Annotated in this window: 20 protein-coding genes; 13 read left to right on the top strand and 7 right to left on the bottom strand. The window is 71.3% G+C overall.

Annotation, left to right across the window (positions count from 1 at the left end; all coding sequences use genetic code 11):
• Positions 1-3: 3 nt before the first annotated feature.
• The 6 genes from F1734_RS00370 (at position 4) to F1734_RS00345 (ending at position 7,733) form a co-directional block, all read left to right on the top strand.
• Entirely contained in the window at positions 4-1,209 is a 1,206-nt protein-coding gene (locus F1734_RS00370) for a DegT/DnrJ/EryC1/StrS family aminotransferase (protein ID WP_203011220.1), read from the top strand.
• A 118-nt stretch (positions 1,210-1,327) separates the two neighbouring features.
• Positions 1,328-2,464, top strand: a complete 1,137-nt coding sequence (locus tag F1734_RS00365) for a steroid 3-ketoacyl-CoA thiolase (protein ID WP_203011219.1) — start codon at positions 1,328-1,330, stop codon at positions 2,462-2,464.
• Positions 2,465-2,467: 3 nt separating this feature from the next.
• Positions 2,468-4,669, top strand: coding sequence for an acyl-CoA dehydrogenase family protein (locus tag F1734_RS00360; RefSeq protein WP_203011218.1), 2,202 nt, complete (start codon positions 2,468-2,470; stop codon positions 4,667-4,669).
• 32 nt (positions 4,670-4,701) lie between these two features.
• A complete protein-coding gene (locus F1734_RS00355; protein WP_003938756.1) occupies positions 4,702-5,910 on the top strand; it encodes an acyl-CoA dehydrogenase family protein in 1,209 nt (402 codons plus the stop codon).
• A gap of 1 nt (position 5,911) precedes the next feature.
• On the top strand, positions 5,912-7,039 hold the full coding sequence (locus tag F1734_RS00350; RefSeq protein WP_203011217.1) for an acyl-CoA dehydrogenase family protein: 1,128 nt from the start codon (positions 5,912-5,914) through the stop codon (positions 7,037-7,039).
• A gap of 88 nt (positions 7,040-7,127) precedes the next feature.
• A complete protein-coding gene (locus F1734_RS00345) occupies positions 7,128-7,733 on the top strand; it encodes a PaaI family thioesterase (protein WP_040269870.1) in 606 nt (201 codons plus the stop codon).
• A gap of 80 nt (positions 7,734-7,813) precedes the next feature.
• On the opposite strand, the gene F1734_RS00340 is transcribed toward F1734_RS00345, so the two are convergent.
• Both F1734_RS00340 and F1734_RS00335 read right to left on the bottom strand, forming a co-directional pair.
• A complete protein-coding gene (locus F1734_RS00340; protein WP_203011758.1) occupies positions 7,814-8,638 on the bottom strand; it encodes an IclR family transcriptional regulator in 825 nt (274 codons plus the stop codon).
• Between the two features lie 98 nt (positions 8,639-8,736).
• On the bottom strand, positions 8,737-9,660 hold the full coding sequence (locus tag F1734_RS00335; protein WP_017680079.1) for an SDR family NAD(P)-dependent oxidoreductase: 924 nt from the start codon (positions 9,658-9,660) through the stop codon (positions 8,737-8,739).
• A 547-nt stretch (positions 9,661-10,207) separates the two neighbouring features.
• Between F1734_RS00335 and F1734_RS00330 the strand changes: the two genes are divergently transcribed.
• Positions 10,208-10,801 (top strand): TetR family transcriptional regulator, encoded by a 594-nt coding sequence (locus tag F1734_RS00330; RefSeq protein ID WP_082061191.1) that lies wholly within the window; start codon positions 10,208-10,210, stop codon positions 10,799-10,801.
• 60 nt (positions 10,802-10,861) lie between these two features.
• On the opposite strand, the gene F1734_RS00325 is transcribed toward F1734_RS00330, so the two are convergent.
• Positions 10,862-12,106: an MFS transporter gene (locus F1734_RS00325; RefSeq protein ID WP_203011216.1), complete on the bottom strand. Its 1,245-nt coding sequence runs from the start codon at positions 12,104-12,106 to the stop codon at positions 10,862-10,864.
• A 76-nt stretch (positions 12,107-12,182) separates the two neighbouring features.
• Here F1734_RS00325 and F1734_RS00320 point away from each other — a divergent pair, with 76 nt between their 5' ends.
• Positions 12,183-13,046 (top strand): LysR family transcriptional regulator, encoded by an 864-nt coding sequence (locus F1734_RS00320; protein ID WP_203011215.1) that lies wholly within the window; start codon positions 12,183-12,185, stop codon positions 13,044-13,046.
• Between the two features lie 147 nt (positions 13,047-13,193).
• Here the strand turns inward: F1734_RS00320 and F1734_RS00315 are convergent, their stop codons facing one another.
• Entirely contained in the window at positions 13,194-13,514 is a 321-nt protein-coding gene (locus F1734_RS00315) for a GYD domain-containing protein (RefSeq protein ID WP_010594059.1), read from the bottom strand.
• 155 nt (positions 13,515-13,669) lie between these two features.
• On the opposite strand from F1734_RS00315, the gene F1734_RS00310 reads away from it, so the two are divergent.
• Positions 13,670-14,080: a TIGR03618 family F420-dependent PPOX class oxidoreductase gene (locus F1734_RS00310; protein WP_203011214.1), complete on the top strand. Its 411-nt coding sequence runs from the start codon at positions 13,670-13,672 to the stop codon at positions 14,078-14,080.
• Between the two features lie 30 nt (positions 14,081-14,110).
• On the opposite strand, the gene F1734_RS00305 is transcribed toward F1734_RS00310, so the two are convergent.
• Positions 14,111-14,704, bottom strand: a complete 594-nt coding sequence (locus F1734_RS00305) for an HdeD family acid-resistance protein (RefSeq protein WP_010594057.1) — start codon at positions 14,702-14,704, stop codon at positions 14,111-14,113.
• A 108-nt stretch (positions 14,705-14,812) separates the two neighbouring features.
• On the opposite strand from F1734_RS00305, the gene F1734_RS00300 reads away from it, so the two are divergent.
• Positions 14,813-15,628: a DUF72 domain-containing protein gene (locus tag F1734_RS00300; protein ID WP_203011213.1), complete on the top strand. Its 816-nt coding sequence runs from the start codon at positions 14,813-14,815 to the stop codon at positions 15,626-15,628.
• Between the two features lie 75 nt (positions 15,629-15,703).
• A complete protein-coding gene (locus F1734_RS00295) occupies positions 15,704-16,180 on the top strand; it encodes a hypothetical protein (RefSeq protein ID WP_119700150.1) in 477 nt (158 codons plus the stop codon).
• Positions 16,181-16,273: 93 nt separating this feature from the next.
• Here F1734_RS00295 and F1734_RS00290 read toward each other — a convergent pair whose 3' ends face one another.
• Complete coding sequence (locus F1734_RS00290) at positions 16,274-16,786, bottom strand: MarR family winged helix-turn-helix transcriptional regulator (protein ID WP_140189013.1); 513 nt, start codon at positions 16,784-16,786, stop codon at positions 16,274-16,276.
• Between the two features lie 72 nt (positions 16,787-16,858).
• On the opposite strand from F1734_RS00290, the gene F1734_RS00285 reads away from it, so the two are divergent.
• Together F1734_RS00285 and F1734_RS00280 are read left to right on the top strand one after the other, a co-directional pair.
• Positions 16,859-18,274, top strand: coding sequence for an FUSC family protein (locus tag F1734_RS00285; RefSeq protein ID WP_010594052.1), 1,416 nt, complete (start codon positions 16,859-16,861; stop codon positions 18,272-18,274).
• Between the two features lie 99 nt (positions 18,275-18,373).
• Positions 18,374-19,024 carry a cyclase family protein gene (locus tag F1734_RS00280; protein WP_010594051.1) on the top strand — a complete coding sequence of 217 codons (651 nt, stop codon included), beginning with the start codon at positions 18,374-18,376 and terminating at the stop codon, positions 19,022-19,024.
• On the opposite strand, the gene F1734_RS00275 is transcribed toward F1734_RS00280, so the two are convergent.
• Positions 19,025-19,783, bottom strand: a complete 759-nt coding sequence (locus F1734_RS00275) for a M50 family metallopeptidase (protein WP_010594050.1) — start codon at positions 19,781-19,783, stop codon at positions 19,025-19,027. It abuts the gene before it with no gap.
• Between the last annotated feature and the right edge of the window lie 76 nt (positions 19,784-19,859).

Raw genomic sequence — 19,859 nt, 5'->3', positions numbered from 1 at the left:
AACATGACCGAACGCATCACCTATGCCCGCGCCACCCACGGCGAGGACGAAATCCGAGCGGTGGTCGACGTCCTGCGCAGCGGCCATCAGGGGCTGCGCATCGGCAAGAACGTCTTCGAGCTCGAACGCCGCATCCCCGAGCTGTCCGGGAAGCAGTACGGCGTGATGTGCAACTCCGGATCCTCCGGCCTGTACCTCGCGGTCGAGCTGCTCGACCTGCCGAAGGGCAGCGAGGTCATCACCTCGCCGTTGACCTTCTCCACCGACGTCGCGCCCCTCGTGCGCGCCGGCCTGGTACCGGTCTTCGTCGACGTCGAACCGGACACGTTCAACGTCGACGCCACCAAGATCGAGGCGATGGTCACCGACCGCACCAGCGCCGTGCTCGTCCCGAACCTCGCCGGCAACTGCCCCGACTGGGACGCGATCCGGGCCGTCGCCGACCGGCACGGCCTGAAGGTGATCGAGGACACCTGCGACACCCTCGGTGCCCGGCTGCACGGCACGCCCACCGGCGCGCGTGCCGACCTGAGCGTCACCAGCTTCTCCATGGCCCACATCATCACGTGTGCCGGCACCGGCGGCATGGTCATGATGGACGACGAACAGACCCGTGATCGTGCACTCCTGCTGCGCCGCTGGGGACGTCGCTCCGAGCCGAACCTGTTCGGCAACGGGGGTGGACGCGTCTTCCGGGAGGATCTGGACGGGGTCGACTACGACAACGACTTCATCTTCGATCTGCTGCCGTGGAACTTCGAACCGTCCGAACTCGGCGCCGCCTACGGCGTCGTGCAGCTGAACAAGCTCGCGCAGAACTACGAGCGGCGCCGCAAGACCTTCGCGGAGTTCACCGCCGCATACGGCGCCTACCCCGAGTTCTTCCGCACACCGGTCGAAACCGACGGCCTCGACACCGCCTGGCTGTGCTATCCCGTCACGGTCTCCGCCGACGCCCCGTTCTCCCGCAGTGACCTGCAGGAGTTCGTCGAAGCGCAGGGCATCGACACCCGAACCGTGTGGAGCGGCAACATCACCCGCCATCCCATGATGGCGGGCGTCGAGCACCGCGTGCCCGACGAGGGGCTGCCCGAGGCCGATGCGGTGTTCGAACGCGGCATGACGCTGGGCATGAGTCACGGGCTCTCCGACGAGGAGGTCACCCGCGTGACCGGCGCGATCCACGCCTTCGCCGCGAAGTGGCGGTGACCGTCGTGCCGTCCCGTTTCACCGGCCGGATCACCGCCGGCCCCGGCCTGGTCGACGAATCAGGGCTCGAAGTCCACGGGCTCGACAATCGGCAGTGGACCCGACCGGAGGTACCCGCATGAAACCCGTGATCGTCGATGCCGCACGCACCCCCTTCGGCAAGCGCGACGGCTGGATCTCCGGCCTGCATGCCGCCGAGCTGCTCGGACTCGCGCAACGCGGCGTGCTCGACCGGCTCGGCCTCGACGCCGCCCTCGTCGAGCAGGCCGTCGGCGGGTGTGTCACCCCGATCGGGGAGCAGTTCGGCAACATCACCCGCACCGCGTGGATGCACGTCGGCCTGCCCTCCCACACCGGGACCACCACCATCGACGCCCAGTGCGGCACCGCGCTGCAGGCGGTGCATCTCGTCGCCGGGCAGATCGCGCTCGGCACCCTCGAGGTCGGCCTGGCGTGCGGCGTCGAGCTGATGTCGCGGGTCCCGCTCACCTACAAGGTCGGCACCGGCGCCGGCACCCCGCGACCGGCGTCGTGGTCGGTGGACACCCCCGACCAGTACACCGCGGCCGACCGCATCGCCCGGCACCGCGGCTTCGCCCGCGAGGACCTCGACGCGTTCGGCCTGCGGTCGCAGCAACGGGCGCGCGACGCCTGGGACGCCGGGTGGTTCGACCGGCAGATCATCCCCGTCGCCGTCCCCGGCGACGACGGCAGCACCACCGTCACCCGGGACCAGGGACTGCGCGAGACCAGCACGGAGGCGCTCGCGCGGTTGCGTCCCACGATCGAGGGCGGCCTGCACACCGCCGGCACCTCGTCGCAGGTGTCCGACGGGGCGAGCGCCGCGGTCCTGATGTCCGAGGACAGGGCACGAGAACTCGGCGCGGCGCCGCGGGCCCGGCTGCTCGCGCAGTGCGTCATCGGCGGCGACACCGAGTTCATGCTCGACGGCCCGGTGGCCGCGGCGCAGATGCTGTTCGACCGCACCGGGATGACGGTCGCCGACGTGGACCTGTTCGAGGTCAACGAAGCCTTCGCCGCGGTGCCGATGTCGTTCGCCGAGGTGCTCGAGGTCGACCCGGACGTGCTCAACGTCGGCGGCGGTGCCATCGCCCTCGGCCACCCGGCCGGCGCGACGGGAATCCGGTTGCTGGCCACCGCGATCGACGAGCTCGAACGCCGGGACCGGCAGGTCGCGATGATCGCCATCTGCGCGTCCGCCGCCACGACGTGCATGATTCTGGAACGGATGTAGGCCATGACGATCGCACTCGACGCCGACCACCGCGACCTCGCCGACTCCGTCGCGGGCCTCGCCCGTCGCCACGCCCCGATCGAACGCACCCGCGCCGCATTCGCCGACCTGGCGGCGGGCAAGCGGCCGGAGATCTGGGATGCGTGCGTCGCGCAGGGCCTGCACGCCCTGCACCTGTCCGAGGAGCACGGCGGCGGTGGGGCGGGACTGCCGGAACTCGCGGTCGTGGCGGAGCAGTTCGGCCGCGCCCTCGTTCCCGGCCCGTGGGTGCCGACCGTACTGGCCGGGGCGTTGGTCGCAACCCTCCCGCCCGAGGGCCTCGTCGCGGACCTGCTGCGGCGGTTCGCCGAGGGCGCGACCGGCGCCGCCGTCACCACCCCCGGCCTCGTCGCGACCGCGTCGGGGCGGGGATGGACGGTCACCGGTGTCTCCGAGCCGGTGCTCGGGTTGCCGGGCGCCGACGAGGTGATCGTGCGCGCCACCGCCGACGGCGCGCCCGTGTGGTTCCGGCTGCCGTCCGCGGCCGGGGAGGTCGAGGTCGCCGACGGCGTGGACCTCACCCGGTCGGTGGGACGACTGCGGCTGTCCGCAGCGGCGATCACACCCGAGGACCTGCTCCCGGCAATCGCCGACGACGACGTGCAGCTGATCGGCAACACGGTGCTCGGCGCCGAGGCCGCCGGAATCGCGGCGTGGGCACTGGACACCGCCGTCGACCACGTCCGCAACCGTCACCAGTTCGGCCGCCCCGTGGGCAGTTTCCAGGCCGTGCAGCACAAGGCCGCGATGATGCTGGTGCGCAGCGAGATCGCCCGCGCGGCGGCGTGGGACGCCGCCCGCTCGGTGCGCCAGGACCGGGAGCAGCAGCGTCTCGCGGCAGCGCAGGCGGGGCTGACGGCGGTGCCGGCGGCCGTCGACGTGGCGCTCGAATGCGTCACGTTGCTCGGCGGTATCGGCTTCACCTGGGAACACGACGCGCACCTGTACTGGCGACGGGCACTGTCGATCGCCTCCGTCGCCGGCCCGGAGGACGTCTGGGCACGCCGGCTCGGTGAGCTCGCGCTGTCGGGCGAGCGCGACTTCTCCTTCGTCGAAGCCGATGCGCTACCGGAGCTGCGTGCGCAGGCCGGCGCCGTCCTCGACGAGGTACGGGCACTGCCGGACGACGCGGTGCGCAGCGACGGCTGGGCGCCGGCACGCGGCGGGGCACGTCGCGCCCGGCTCGCCGAGGCCGGACTCGTCGCGCCGCACTATCCCCGGCCCTACGGCCTCGCGGCCGGACCGCACGAACAGGCCGTGATCGCGGACGAATTCGCGTGCCGCGGCCTCGAACTACCGACCACCGTCATCGGCGAGTGGGCCCTGCCCACCCTGCTGCGGCACGGCACCGAGGACCAGCAGCGGCGTTTCGTCACTCCCACCCTGCGCGGCGAGATCGTCTGGTGCCAGCTGTTCAGCGAGCCGGGCGCCGGCTCGGACCTCGCCGGGTTGTCCACCCGCGCCCGCAAGGTGGACGGCGGTTGGGTCCTCACCGGACAGAAGGTGTGGAATTCGATGGCCCACGAGGCGGATTGGGGAATCTGCCTGGCGCGCACCGATCCCGAGGCGCCCAAGCACGAGGGCATCTCGTACTTCCTCGTCGACATGCGCAGCGAGGGGCTCGACGTGCGGCCACTGCGACAGGCGACCGGGCGGGCGGAGTTCAACGAGGTGTTCTTCGACGACGTCTTCGTCCCCGACGACTGCCTGGTCGCGGAACCGGGGCAGGGCTGGCGCCTCGCGGTGACCACCCTCGCCAACGAACGGCTCAGCATGGGCGCACAGCTCGCGCACGGTGCGGCCGCGCGGGTGCGCGACGTCGTCGAGTCGGGGCGCTACGCCGCCGCCCGCGACGACGCACTGCGCGTCCTCGGCCGCAACACCGGCCGTGAGATGGCCCTGTCGGCGATGAACCTGCGCAGCGTGCTGCGCCGGTTGTCCGGTCTCGACGCCGGGGCGGAGATCAGCGTGCAGAAGGTCTTCAGCGCCCTCGCCCAACGCGACGGCTCGCGCGGACTGGTCTCGCTGCTCGGTCCGCTCGGCGCCGCCGACGACGACGGCCACATGCTCGACCACCTCGGTCTGCCCGCGGTGCTCTTCGGCGGCGGCACCATCGAGATCCAGCTGAACGTGATCGCCCGTCGCGTGCTGGGACTGCCGCGCTGACACCGACCACACCACATCCACCTGGAGGGGCTATGCACCCGGAACTGTCCGACGATTCCCGTCGGCTCCGCACCGAACTACGCAACTACTTCGCCGAGATCATCGACGACGACGACCGGCGCGCCCTCGTCGACCAGACCGAGGGCGGACCCGTGTTCGACCGCATCCTGCGACGGATGGGCCGCGACGGGTGGCTCGGTCTCGGCTGGCCCACCGAATACGGCGGGCGGGGAGAGGATCCCGAGGCCCTGTACGTGTTCTACGACGAGGTGATCCGCGCCGGCGCACCGCTATCGCTGGTCACCCTCAACACCGTCGCGCCGGCGCTGATGAAGCACGGGACCCAGGCGCAGAAGGACTTCTTCCTGCCGCCGATCCTGGCCGGTGAACTGATCTTCGCCATCGGCTACACCGAACCGAACGCGGGCACCGACCTCGCCTCGCTGCAGACCCGCGCCCGCATCGAGGGCGACGAACTGGTCATCAACGGCAACAAGATCTTCACCAGCGCCGGCGTCTACGCGGACTGGATCTGGCTGGCCGTCCGCACCGATCCGGACGCGCCGCGGCACCAGGGCATCTCGGTGGTGCTGGTACCGACGTCGGCGCCCGGGTTCTCGGTGACCGAGATCCACACCGTCGGTGGCATCAGCACCTCCGCCACCTACTACGACGACGTCCGCGTGCCGCTGACCAACGTCGTGGGCGAGCTGAACCAGGGCTGGGGCCTGATCACCAACCAGCTCAACCACGAGCGGGTCGCGCTCGCGGCCCGCGGTGGCATCGCGAACGAGCTGTACGACGCCGTGCTCGCCTGGGCGCAGTCCGAGCCCCTGGGCGCGGGGACCGTCTACGACCTGCCCTGGGTGCGCACCAATCTGGCGGAGACGTACGCACTGCTCAGTGCCGCCGACCTCGTCAACCTCCGGCTCGTCGCGGACGTCGCCGCGAACACCCTCGGCGGCGGTGACTCCGCGGCCGCCAAGATCTTCGGCACCGAGGCGGTCGTCACCGCCTACGGCAAGATGCAGGAGATCCTCGGTGTCCGTGGCCTGCTGCGGCCCGGCAGCCCCGGAGCCGTCGTCGAGGGACGCGTCGAAACCCTGGCGCGCAGAGCCCAGAACAACACGTTCGGCGGCGGCACCAACGAGGTGATGCGCGAGATCGTCGCCGCCAAGTGCCTCGGCATGACCCTCGCCGCCCGTCGCCGCACCGACGCCCCCACCAGCACGAGGAGCTGACATGGATTTCGAACTCGACGAGGACCTGACGAGTGTGCAGGATCTGGCGTCCCAGCTCTTCCGGCAGCTCGCGCCGGTCGAGCGGGTCGTCGAGGTGGAGCAGAAGGAGGGCGGTTTCGACGCGACGCTGTGGGGTGCCCTCGCCGACGCGGGCCTGCTCGGCATCGCGGTGCCGGAGGAGTCCGGGGGCGCCGGGATGGGTCTGCTCGGCCTGATCACCGTGCTCGAGCAGCAGGGCCGGCACGTGGCGCCGGTACCGCTGTGGTCGGTGACGGCGGCCGCCTCGGCGATCGTCCGGTTCGGCACGGCCGAGCAGGTCGAACGCCTGGTCCCCGGCATCGTGGACGGCTCCCGGCCGGTCGTCGCGGCATTCGAGGCCCCCTACGGTGAACTCACGTCGCTGTCGGCGGTGAGCAAGGGCGACGACCTGGTCGTCAGCGGAACCGTCGCCGGTGTGCCCGCCGCGGCCGTGGCCGCCGCGACGGCCGTGCCGGTCCGGTGCGACGACGGTTCGCTCGCCGTCGTGGTGATACCGACCGGGGCGGACGGCGTCACGGTGGAACCGGTCGCCGCGACCGACCGGGGCAGCTTCGCCAATGTCCGGTTCGACGACGTCGTCGTGCCCGCAGTCGATCGTCTGCCGGGCGACGGCGCGGAGACGGTCGCCTGGGTGCGCCGCCGGATCCAGCTCGCGCTCGCCGCGGTGCAGCTGGGCGTGTGCGAACAGGCGTTGCAGACGACGGCCGAATACACCTCGCAGCGAATTCAATTCGGCCGGCCACTGTCGACCAACCAGGCGGTGGCGGTGCGCGCGGCCGATGCCTACCTCGACACCGAGGCGATCCGGCTCACCACCCGGCGGGCGGCGTGGCTGCTCGACGCCGGACGGGAGCAGGAGGCCGAATCCGCGGTTCTCGTCGCCAAATGGTGGGCGTCACGAGGCGGTCTGCGGGTGGTCCACGCGACGCAGCACCTGCATGGCGGTATCGGTGCGGACGTGGACTACCCGATCCACCGCTACTTTCTGTGGGGACGGCAGTTGTGCTTCACCCTCGGCGGCGCGGACGCCACGGCGGCCGCGCTGGGCGACGTCCTCGGGTCCGCGCCCCGGATCGGGGCACCCGCGTGACGACCGCCGGGCGCCCGACGCTCGTCACCGGCGCCGGGCGCGGCATCGGCCGGGCGCTCGCGCGCCGGGTCGCCGGAGGAGGCTCCCGATGACCCGTACCGTCGACGTGCCCGCGGACCTGCGGGAGGCGACCGCGGAGCTCGTCGCCGCGACCCGCGCGCTGATGCTGGCCGCGGCGACCACGACGGCGGACGCCGACACCGTCCGCGCCGCCCGCGCAACGATCGCCGAACTGGCCGAGACCCTCGGCAGCCGGCCGCGTCCGCGGGTGCTGCGTCCCCCGTTCGACGGACCGTCGCGGTCCCGGGACACGGGCGGGCGCGAGCCGTGGGCGCTGTTCACCCACAACCCGATGGGCATTCCGCTCGAGATCCACTTCGGCGCGGACGAGGCGCGGGCCCGGCTGGTCGCGAACGCCCTGCACGAGGGCCCACCCGACAGCGTGCACGGCGGGTTCAGCGCCCACCTGCTGGACTGCATGCTCGGCACCCTCATGCAGGCCCGGGGCAGCCGTTCGCTGACGGCGTCGCTCGACCTGCGCTACCTGCGGCGCACGCCGCTCGACGAGCCGCTGGATCTGTACTCGCGGATCGTCGAGACCGAGGGCCGGAAGACCGTCGCCGAGGGCTGGATCGAGTGCCGCGGTGAGCGCACGGTCGAGGCGCGGGGAGTGTTCGTCCGCGTCGAGACGTGAGCAGTGCCCGCCGGCGGAACAGCCTGCGGAAAGAGTGAATTCGCGGCGCGCCGGACGACCTCCGGCGCGCCGCCCCCGTTCTAGTTCACGACACCCACGCGTGTTCGGTGCGACAGGCGGGTGCGCGCGGTGGAACCGGACCGGCCGGGAGTGAGCACCTGTGAGGTGCGGCGAGCGGCGGCCCAGACCATCGGCGCGATGTGGGCGAGTTCGACCGTTCCGCGGCACGCCACCGAGATCGCGCCCACGACGCCGTCGGGGCCGACGACCGGTGCGGCGACGGCGCTGATGGACATCGGGCACGAGTGGCCGGGCACGAACGCGAGACCCTGCCGCTGGCGCACGCGGTTCAGGCGCTCGTGCAGGGCCGACAGGTCGGCCCGGGACCGCACGTGCGGTCCCGCCGTCATGAGTGCGTCGACCCGCTCCGGCTCGAGGCCGGCGAGCAGCGCCCGTCCGCTGACGGTGCTCTCGGCCGGCAGCCGGGTCGCCACCTGGGAGGGGATGCCCGCGCTGGCCGCGCCCCCGATCCGGTCGAGGAAGTACACGGACGAGCCTTCGAGCACGGTCAGGTGCGCGACACCGCCCGTGCCGATCTGCAGGTCGTTGAGCATCCCCGCGGCCGCGGCGCGCAGCTGCGAGTAGTCCCGGGGCCGGGCCATCGTCTGCATCCGCAGACCGGGGCCGTATCCGCGGGAGTCGTGTTCGACCCAGTGCAGGTCGACGAGCTGGGTGAGGAGACGGAAGACGGTCGAGCGGGGCAACCCGGTGGCGGCCGTGATCTCCTCGAGGAACATCCGGTCGGGACCGGACGCGAAGACGTCGAGGATCTGGGTGAACCGCTCTGCGACACTGGGGCGCTGCTCGCGCGGCATGTCCGGCAACGGAATCGGGTCACTATGCATCACAGTCAATGTCTGGCCTCCTTCGCCTCACATTACCTAGCACTTGCTTGGTGCGCTATGCGGAACACCGGCGTTCTCCCCGCCCCGGCGGGATGCCGTCACGCCAGCTTGGTGCGCACGCCGGTGGTGTCCAGGGCTGCGACGCTGCGGGCGGAGAATGTACGGTCGGCGGGACGATCGGCGAAGTATCCGGAGACCTGCGCGTCGAGTTCGTCGACGGTGAAGACCCCGGATCCGGCGGTGAATTGGTTCTCCACCACCGGCGGCGCCATCAGCGCCACCATGTCGCCGTAGACGACGAAGACCTGCCCGTTCACGCGGCTCGACGCCGGGCACGCCAGGTAGGCGACGAAGGTTGCCACCCGCTCGGGAGCCAGGATGTCCACGGGCGAACCGGACGGGTCTTCGTCGAAGACGTGCGCGGTCATCTCCGTGCGGGCTCTCGGGGCGATGGCGTTGGCGGTGACCCCGTAGCGGGACAACCCCTGTGCCGCGGCCAGGGTGAGGGCGACGATCCCGGACTTGGCGGCGGCGTAGTTCGATTGCCCCGCCCCACCGAAGAGAAACGCCTCCGACGTGGTGTTGATCAGCCGTCCGTACACCGGGGAGTCCGACGACTTCGACTGCGCACGCCAGTATCTCGCCGCCGCGGTGGTCAGTGCCGCATGCCCCTTCAGGTGCACCCGGATCACGTCGTCCCACATCGCTTCGGTCATGGTGACCAGCATCGCGTCACGGATGATGCCGGCGTTGTTCACGACGACGTCGAGGCTGCCGAACTGGTCGACGGCCGCGTCGACGAGACGGTCGCCGATCGACCAGGTTCCGACGTCACCTTCGACGGCGATCGCCCTGCCGCCTCGCTCCTCGATCTCGGCGGCGACGGTGTGTGCAGCGGCTCCGATGTCGTTCACAACGACAGCCGCGCCCCGTTCGGCGAGTGCCAGTGCCTCGGCCCGGCCCAGGCCGGACCCGGCTCCCGTCACCACGGCGGTGCGGCCGGTCAGGTCGGTGTCACTCACGGCGTCTCCTTGCTTCGGTGGATGCCGGCCTCGTGGGCCGGGGACGAGTGGCCCGCACGGGCCCGGACTGTCCTGCAGGGCGGCTCGCACCTCCGGTGGTCGATCCCGTCGACGGGAAGCGCACGACTTCGGGTGCTCGGTGCCGGGAAGGCTGCCGGGTGTCCGCCTCGCAGCGTAGCCGCCCCGGGGGCGCATTCAATAGAATCATGTTCCTCCCTATCCGGGGCTCGCTGGTCATTCGACCCAGGACGGTGCTCGTTCAAGTACCCCACTTCTGGAATACAGGACCTCTAGAAGTAGAACACAATTCTATTTCACTGACCGGGACTGCCGGTCGCGACCGTGCCGGCCGGGGTGCGACGCGGCGGCGGCGGCGGTCTCGGCGTCACCAGGCTTCCGTATCCCGGAGGAGAGGCGCCGGCGAGGTCATGAAGACAATCGTCGCGACGAACCCTCGGGCTGTGACCCCGGCGTCGCTGCCGCGGGGGCACGCTAGTCTGCGCGGGTGAGTTCCGCAGCCGCCGGCGTGCCCATGAGCCCGGACGACATGACGCCCGCGCAGTTGCGGCGACGTGACCGGATCACCGAGGCCGTCGTCGCGATGCTCGAGGAGACGGGCCCGGACAGCATCCAGATGCGGGACGTGGCCGAGCGTTCCGGAGTGGCGCTCGGCACCCTGTACCGGTACTTCCCGGCCAAGCCGCAACTGCTCGCCGCCGCGATGGTGGCGTGGAACGACCGCCTGTCGCAGCGGCTCGCCACCGAGCGCCGGCGCCGATCCGACCGCGACGCCCGCGCGGAGGATGCGGTGGAGCGTGTCGTCCGGTTGTACGTGCGGCAGATGAAGGCGTTCCAGCGGGGCCCGCACTTCGCCCGTCTGGAGGTCGAGTTGCAGACCTCCCGGGATCCGTATGTGGTGGAGACTCTGGTCGAGCGGTCGGCGGTCAACCGTTCGGCCGTCTTCGAGGCGATGGAGGGGATTCCGGCGGAGCGGGCCCGGCTGGCGTCGTTGGCGATCGGCAGCACCATGCTCACTTCGCTGATGCTGTGGACGACGGATCGCATCAGGTTCGCCGAGGCGCTGCGCAACGTCGAGGACGTGTGCCGGCTGGTCCTGAGCGACCGTCCCGTCACGAGCTGACGAATGCCCACAAGGAAGACGAATCCCGTTTTGATGCAAAGACTCACGCGTCCAAGGCGGTCACCTCTGCACACCCGTCGAGTGTCCGTCGTCGCGTGACTCCGCTCCGGAAGCACACCGGTTCCGCCGCAGGAACTCCCGGACGAAGAGGACGAAACCCGCGGTGGGGAAGGCCGCTCCGAGGACGCAGACCGCACGCCATCCGCCGGTGAGGTAGGCAGCCGTGGACAGTGCGCTGCCGAGGGAGCCGGCGAGAAAGTAGGAGGTCATATAGGCGGTGTTCAGGCGGCTGCGGGCGTCGGGCCGCAACGGCTGGATCAGGCTCTGGTTGCTGATGTGCGTTCCCTGGATGCCCAGGTCCAGCAGGGCGACGCCCACCGCGAGTGCGAGCACGTGCTGTTCGCCGAAGGCGAGGAACACGAAGCTGACCGCGGTGGCGGCGACGAACAGACCCGTCTGCCGGCGCGCGTAGCCGCGGTCGGCGAAGATGCCGGCCGTCCGTGCTGCCAGCGCGCCGGCGACCCCGACGAGGGTGAAGATCCCGATGCGGGCCTCGGACCACCCGTACCCTGGTCCGGCGAGCAGGAAGCCGACACTGGTCCAGAACACCCCGAACGAGGCGTAGGTCAGGGCACCGTAGGCGATGCGGCTGCGCAGCACGGGTTCGTCGCGGATCAAGCACACCACCGAGGCGAGCACCGTGCGGTAGCCGGCGGTGGTCGCCGGCGGCAGGACCGGAAGGGACTGCACCAGCAGCACGGTGCAGAGCATCAGGACCGCCGCGAGCACGAATACCGCTCGCCACCCGGCGATCTCCGCCACCAGGCCCGCCACGACGCGGGAGAGGAGAATGCCGAGCAGCAGGCCGGTCATCACGTTTCCGATCACACGTCCGCGTTCGTCGTCCCGGGCCAGGCTCGCAGCGAACGGGACGAGGATCTGGCCCACGACCGATCCGGTACTGACGAGCACGGCCGTGGCGGCGAGGATCTGCCAGCTCGGTGCCCAGGCCATGACCAGCAGGCCGGCGGCCGTGAGCACGAGCATGCGTCGCAGCAGCCGTCGCCGCTCGACCATGTCGCCCAGCGGCACCAGCAGGGCCAGGCCGGCGGCGTACCCGATCTGCCCCGCGGTGACTACCCATCCGACCTGCGTGGTGGAGGCGTCGAGGCTGTCGGCGACGGCGCCGACGAGCGGTTGAGCGTAGTAGCTGTTGGCCACCACCAGACCGGAGGCCAGGGCCATCGCGCCGACGAGCCGGCGGGGCATCCGGGCTGTCGGGGCGCCGGTGGACGTGGACTGCATGGCACCGATCCTGCGGGCCCCGGTATTGATGTGTCCAACGGGATGAATCGATGAATCCGAGCGATAGGGTCGATGAATGGAACTACGGCAGCTGCGGCACTTCGTGGCGGTCGCCGACCTCGGGCACTTCACCCGGGCCGCCGAATCGGTGCACCTGTCGCAGTCGGCGCTCAGCGCGTCCGTGCGGGCGCTCGAGAACGAACTCGGGACGTCGCTGTTCGAGCGCACCACCCGGTCGGTGCTCCCGACCGCGGCGGGCCGAACGCTCTACCCCTACGCGCAGCGGTTGCTGCGCGAGGCTGCGGAGGCCCGCGCAGCCGTGGCGAGACTGGAAAGCGGCGAGGCCGGCACCCTCGCGGTGGGCACCGTGCAGACATTCCGGGCCGCGGATCTGCCGTCGCTGCTCGCACAGTTGCACCGCACTCACCCGGGCATCGAGGTGGCGCTGCGGGAGGCGACCACCACCGAACTGTTCGACGCCCTCGCCACCGCCGAACTGGACCTCGCATTCGTCGCTCTCGACGCGCGTCCGCTCCCGCCCGGCCTCGTCACACTCCGCACCTACACCGAGGAACTCACCGCCGTGGTCGCGCCCCGCCATCCGCTCGCCGCGGTCGGTGAGATCGATCCCGCGGAGCTGCAGCCGTACCCGTTCATCGAATTCGAGGCCGGCACCGGCCTGCAGACCACGGTCGAGGCGCTGTTCGTCCGCGCGGGCGTGCACCGCGACGTGACGTTCCGCGTCGGGGACATGGATCGCCTGCTCGAACTCGTCCGCCACGGTCTCGGGGTCGCCGTCATCCCCGAACCGATCGCGCGACGCAGCGGCCTGCACCGCATCGGGCTGCGGCCCGGGCCACCGCACCGCACCCTGGCGCTGGTGTGCCGTGCCCCGGCCCCGTCCTCGGCGGCCGCGCAGTTGTTCCTCGACCTGCTCTGACCCGGCGGTCCGGCCGCCGGGGAGCGGGACGCTCGGTAGTCGGGGAACGTCCCGCTCGGTGCCCGGGGAGCGGGACGCTCAGTAGTGGGGGAGCGTCCCGCTCAGTAGTGGGGGAGCGGCCCGCTCAGTAGTGGGGGAGCGGCCCGCTCAGTGCCCCGGCGTCCGGTAGGCGGCGTTGCGATGCACCGCGTCGTCCATCTCCTGGGGGGTGAGCAACCGGATCGGTACGGAACGCGCGATGCCCGACGCCCGGGTGCGGAACTCGAGCGTGGCCGCCGCGAGATCGTCGGGCACCTCCCCGATGACGTAGAGATCGTGCCCGCCGAGCGCGAAGTGCACGGACTCGACGCTGCCACCGACACTCTCGACCATCTCGGTGATGGCGGAACTACGGACGGAACCACCCTCGGAGAGCAGACCCTGCGCGCCCTCGGGGGTGTAGGTGACCTGCCACAGGTACTTCGGCATGTTCTCGACTCCTCGGCTGTCGGGCCATTCCACGGCCGGGCTCGGTGCCCCCTCCATCGTCGACCCGCTCGCTCCGTCGTGGGGCGGTTTCGCGCCGAACCGGCGTAGGTTCGTCACCGGACCGCCCGACCGTTTCCGACGAGAGGACCACTGCCGTGCCCAGACCTCCGCTGCCGCAGGCCGTCGCCGAGATGCTCGCCCAGCCGAACTACGCCACCATCAGTACGGTGCGAGCCGACGGGCATCCGGTGTCGGTGCCCACCTGGTATCTGTTCGAGAACGGCCGGATCCTGGTGAACATGGATGCCGGGCGCAAGCGGCTCGAGCACCTGCGCCGCGATCCCCGGGTCAGCCTGAGCGCGATGGACCCGGCGGACTGGGTGACCCACGTGAGCATCCAGGGGCGGGTCGTCGAGTTCGTCGACGACCCCGAGCTGACCGACATCGACCGCGTGGCGCGGCACTACACCGGCAAGCCCTACGGGGTGCGCAACCGGCCGCGGGTCAGTGCCTGGATCGAGATCGACCGCTGGCATGCCTGGGGCCGGCTGAAGGATGCGACCTGACACAGCTCCTCCGCCGGCCCGGGGCCGGGCTCACACGAGCCCGGCCTCCTTCGCCACCTTCCGAACCTGGAAGGCCACGACGATCAGCAGCACGCCGAAGAGGATGGCGTAGATTCCCAGCAGCCAGATCAGGCTGATGATGCCGCTGCCGGGGAAGATCAGCAGCACGACACCCAACAGCACCGCGAGGATGCCGGCGACGAGCGACCACCCCCACCCCGAGTTCGGGACCTTCCGGAAGCTCAGCGCACCGATGATGCCCGTGACGCCGAACAGGATCGCGTAGAACGCGATGATGTACAGCACCACGAGTGCGGTGGCCGCGGGCCAGACGAGGGCGACGATGCCCGCGGCGATGGAGACCAGGCCCATCGCGAGCCACCAGCCCCAGCCGTCGAGGCGGGCGCGGTCGCGAATCGCGTGGTAGACGAGTACGACGCCGTCGACGATGGCGTAGATGCCGAACACCACCACCAGGGCCCAGACGGTGATCCCCGGCCACACCAGGGCGACGACACCGAACAACACGGCGAGGATGCCCCGGATCAGCACCAACCACCACATCTGTTTGAACAGGGGACTGAACTGATCGTTTGCGGTGAAAGCTCTCTCGGACACGGCCACTCCTAGGATGCGGTCTCGTAGTTCGGGCACAGCGTAGGCCCGTGCCGCCCCTGCCGCCTGCCGAATGACGATCCGATTCCCAGTCGTGACGAGCGTTACTGTGGAGCGATGGCTAGGGTGCGGATCGGGATCTCCGGCTGGCGGTACGCCGAATGGCGCGGCGACTTCTACCCGGCGGGGCTGGTGCAGCGCCGCGAACTCGAGTACGCCGCGGAGCGATTCGGATCGATCGAGATCAACGGCACCTTCTATGCGCTGCAGCGGCCGTCGAGCTTTCTGCGGTGGCGGGACGAGACACCGGACGGGTTCGTCTTCGCCGTCAAGGGCGGCCGGTACGTCACCCACATGAAGCGCCTCGTCGACGTCGACGACGCTCTCGCCAACTTCTTCGCGTCCGGTGTGCTCGCCCTCGGCCCCAAGCTGGGGCCCGTGCTGTGGCAGCTGCCGCCCTCGTTGGCATTCGAGCCGGAGCTGATCGCCGGGTTCGTCGAGCGGCTACCCGCCTCGACGACCGAAGCCGCGGCACTCGCCGCGCGCCACACCGAGAAGGTTCCCGGCGAGCGGGCGTGGACGGAGACCGAGGCGGACCGGCCCCTCCGGTACGCGCTCGAGGTGCGTCACCCCGGCTTCACGGACCCGGCTGCGGCGGCTCTGCTGGCCCGGCTCGGCGTCGCCCTCGTCGTCGCGGACACAGCCGGGCGGTTCCCGTTCCTGACCGAGGCCACCGCCGATTTCGTCTACGTGCGACTGCACGGAGACACCGAGTTGTATGCGAGCGGGTACGCCCCCGAGACGCTGGACGAGTGGGCGGCGCGGATCCGTGGCTGGCGTTCCGAGGGGCGGGACGTGTACGTGTACTTCGACAACGACATCAAGGGCTACGCGCCCTGGGACGCGCTCGAACTGCAGCGCCGCGTCGGCTGACCGTGTCGGTGCCGCATGGCAGGCTCGTCGTGACGCGCCGGCGCTCGCCGGGAGCATCGGCGACCCGAGGAGGACATGGTGTGGCCCACGCACTTGCCGCAGCTCGCGCGGGAGATCGCGGAGCACACCAGCGCGGCGCTCGCCGCCGCCCGGTCGCGGTCGGCCGCGGCCTGGGAGGACGCGACGACCGAGCTGGTAGCGCTGCCGTACGAGCAGGTCGCGGGCGTGCACGCGACGATGATGCGCGAGCTACTCGAGGAGCTGCACCCCGACGGGCTGACCGGCGAGGACGTGCAGGCGGTGTTCGAGCGCAGCGCGCGCACGGGGGCCGCGTGGCTGCCGTCGCTGCACCCGGACACGGTGGTGGCCGTGCTCACCGGAACCCTCGGGGTGTCCGACCCCGACGCACCGAAGGCTCGCCCCGACGAATACCTGCGGGCCGGCCTGATCGTGCTGGCCGACCTGCTGGCGGCTCGCCGGGGGGACCCCGGCACGTACCTGCGTCGCGCGCTCGGGGAGATCGAACGCGCCGAGACCGTCGAGATGCCCTGACGGTCGGGTTGCACTGACGGTCGGGTGCACTGACGGCCGGGTTGCACTGACGGCCGGGTTGCACTGACGGCCGGGATGTCCCGACGTCCCGTCTCAGTGACGGGTGTGGTCCTCGACCGCGCGGGTGAGCCGTCGCAGCAGCGCGGTGAGGGTGTCGAGTTCGTCGTCGGTGAAGCCGTCGAGCATGCGGCGCTCACGCTCGACGCGGCGGGGGAACTCGGCGTCGACCACGGCGCGGCCCGCTTCGGTGAGGGAGAGCAGGACGACGCGGCCGTCGCGCTCGAAACGCCGGCGTTCGACCAGCCCGAGCCCGACGAGGCGGTCGGCGTGCTTGGTGGTGGAGGCGCCGCTCAACCCGGTGACCGACGTGACCTCGCTGGCGCGCAGTGGCGTGCTGCTGCGCGCCAGCGCGCACAGCACTTCGAACTCGGGGCGTGTGACGCCGCTCGGCACGAGTTCCCGGTCGAGCTGGGAGAGGGCGAGGGAACTGATCCGGGTGATACGGCCGATGACGTCGATCGGGCGGGTGTCGAAGCCGGGGTGCGTCTCGGCCCAGCCGAGCCGAACGTGATCCACGAAGTCCTCGGGCTGGGCGGTGTCCGACATGGGTCCATCCTAGCGAGGAGTCTCACACTCAATTCACATTTAATTTATCTCTGAAATATCTACACTGGAGCGGTGCACCCCTCCCTCCCGATCCCGGACCACGGCCGCCTCAGGCACTCGAGGACCGCGCTCGCGCATTCGCTGTCGCCCGCAGCGTGGCGCGAGGCGCTCGAATTCCGCAGTGCCGATGCCACCGTGGCCCCGGCACTGCGCGTGGGAACAGCGGTGCTCGTCGCCCTCGTCGGAGGCGGCCTGCTGCACCTGCCGCACCTGGCCGGCTTCGCCGCCCTCGGCGCACTCGCCTCGGCCTTCGGACGCTACGAGCCCTATCCGCGGCTGGCCGGCAAGATCGCGATGGTCGGTCTCGGCGTGGTCGGTTACGTCGCGCTCGGCGCTGGGGTCGGCGCGGGCGCGGTGCCGATGTGGGCCCAGATCGCGGTGCTCTCGGTGGCGGCCGGTTTCGCCTTCTGGGTTCTGGGTGCCTTCCGGCTGTCCGGGCCGGGTCCGGTCATCCTGGTCTTCGCGGCCGCCGGCGCGGCCGGGTTCGCGCGCACCGGCACGGACCTGCGGGACGCGGTTGTTGCAGCGACCGTGGGAGTCGTTGTGGGATGGGTTGTCTCGATGGCCCCCGCCCTGTATCACCCGCACGGGCCCGCACGGATCGCCGTCGCCCGCGCTCTCGCGGCGGTCGCGGCGATCGAGCGCGACGGTCACCGTGCGGTGCCGGGCGCCCGCGCGGCGATCGCCCGGGCTCACGACGTCGTCGCGCTCGGCTCCCGAACCGGCGTCCACACCCACGAACTCCTCGCGCTGCTCGCCGCGGCCGGTGCCGTCGTCGACGAGGCCGAGTCCGACGCCGTGCCCGATCGAGTGGCCGAGTTCGCCCGATTCGAGGCCGAACTTCGGAAAGTCCGCCGCGACATCGCCATTCCGCGTGTCGACGGGACCGGAGCACCCGTCCCCGCCCGGCCCGTCGGATTCGTGCGTGACGGAGCAGCGCGGCTGCGGGACCGCGCGATCCTCGTCGGGGCCGGCCGGGTGCTCCTCGCCGCGCTCCTGGCGGGCTGGTTCGCCGCCGCGGCGGGTCTGCACCACCCGCTGTGGGCGACGATGGGTGCGATGGCCGCGTTGCAGGGCGTCAACTACCGGCAGACCGTGCAGCGGGCGATCCAGCGTCTGCTCGGCAACGTCGCGGGCGCCGTGCTCGCGGCGGCGTTGATCGCGCTGTCCCTGGATTACTGGCCGTACGCGCTGGCGATCGTGGTGCTGCAGGTCGTCGCCGAGCTGTACGTGATGAAGAACTATGCCGCGACGTCCGTTGCGGTGACCGCGATGGCCCTGCTGCTGACCGGGCTCGGCGAGAGCCTGGGCCCGGAGATCGCGATGAGCCGGATCGCCGACACGCTCGTCGGGGTGGTGCTCGGTGTGCTCGTCGCGGCGTTCACCATCGACCGTGCCGACCGGCACCACCTGCGGCCCGCACGATAGCGCCCCTGGCGCGAGAGCCCCGGACCGACGCCCGGGCCTGCGACGCATCGACGGGGCACGATCGCACGGGGTCGATCGCACCGGGTCTAGCATCGGCGCATGCGCGTGCGCCGGATCGTCGACCTGAGCCGGACCGTCTCCGGCGACACCCAGGTCTATCCCGGAGATCCCGTCCCGGTGCTGAGCCCGCACGCGACGCTCGAGCGCGACGGGTACAACCTGCTGCGGATCGAGATGGGTTCGCAGACCGGAACCCACGTCGACGCGCCGCTGCACATGCGCGCCCGGGCCGCCCCGATCGACGAGGTTCCCCTCGACCGCTTCGTCGGCCGGGGAGTCGTCCTGGACGTGCGGGGCCTGCCGCCGCGTACCGCCGTGACCCCGCGGCACCTCGCCGGCGGGCCGGAGCCGGGGCCCGGCGACATCGTCCTCGTGCATACCGGCTGGGCCGAGCACTACGACACCGATACCTACTTCGAGCATCCCTACCTGGCGGCGGACGCGTGCCGGTGGGTGCTCGAACGCGGCGTGCACGCCATCGGCCTCGACGCCCCGAGCATCGACTCCGCTCTGGGCGCCGACTTTTCCGCGCATCGGCTCGTCGCCGCGGCCGGCGGCATCGTGTGCGAGAACCTGTGCAACCTCGAACTCGTCGACTTTCCCGATCCGCTGATCAGTCTCCTTCCGCTGCGGCTGCAGGGTGCGGACGGTGCGCCGGTGCGGGCCGTGGCGATCGAACTCGAACCGTGATCACGGCACCTGCGCCGCGACGATCCGTGCGGTGCCGTATGCCGCGGTGCCGAGCGTGACGACCGCGAACGCCACGATCCACACGGCCGTCGGTACGCGGGTGAGCCAGCGCAGCTGATCGGCGTCGGAACCCTGCCCGCGGCCGCGCCGATGGGTGCGCGCCAGTTCGAGGACCGGCCGGGTGGCGCCGAACAGCAGCACCCAGGTCGTCAGGTACGCGACGGTGTAGCGCACCAGCTCGTCGCCGTAGTACGCGGCGACTCCGATCACCGCACCGACCGCGAGCACCGAGACGAATCCGAAGAAGTTGCGGATCAACAGGATCAGCAGGGCGAGGGCCGCGAGTACCGACCACAGCACCGCCGCGGGCCGGCCGGTGGTGAGGAGCGTCGCGGCGACGAATCCGAGCACGGCCGGGCCGGTGTACCCGGCGAACGCGGTCGCGATCATGCCCGGACCGCGCGGATTGCCGGAGGACACGGTCACTCCCGAGGTGTCGCTGTGCAGGCGGATGCCCGCCAGCCGCCGGCCGACGAGCCGGGCGACGAGCGCATGCGAGCCTTCGTGGGCCTGGGTGATCACGTGCCGGGTCACCAGCCACAGCGGTCGCACCGATACCAGCACCAGCGCGACGGCCGCGGTGAGGACGACGAGTCCGGCCGGTGCGGGTTCGCTCACCGCGCTGACGGCGTGCCAGCCGGCGCGGACGGCGGAGGCGAAGGACTCGAGCGGTGTGGACGGGTCGGCCTCGGGGTCCACAGGCGGCACCTTTCTGTCGGGAGTCCGCCATCGTACGGTCCGGCAATTCGCTCCACGGGCGCCGGTAATGTGCCAC

Origin of the sequence: Rhodococcus ruber (genome assembly GCF_016804345.1) — a bacterium.
Lineage (GTDB): Bacteria > Actinomycetota > Actinomycetes > Mycobacteriales > Mycobacteriaceae > Rhodococcus > Rhodococcus ruber.
The sequence above is the reverse complement of the archived record's forward strand: the minus strand, read 5'-3'. Positions and strand labels throughout refer to the sequence as shown.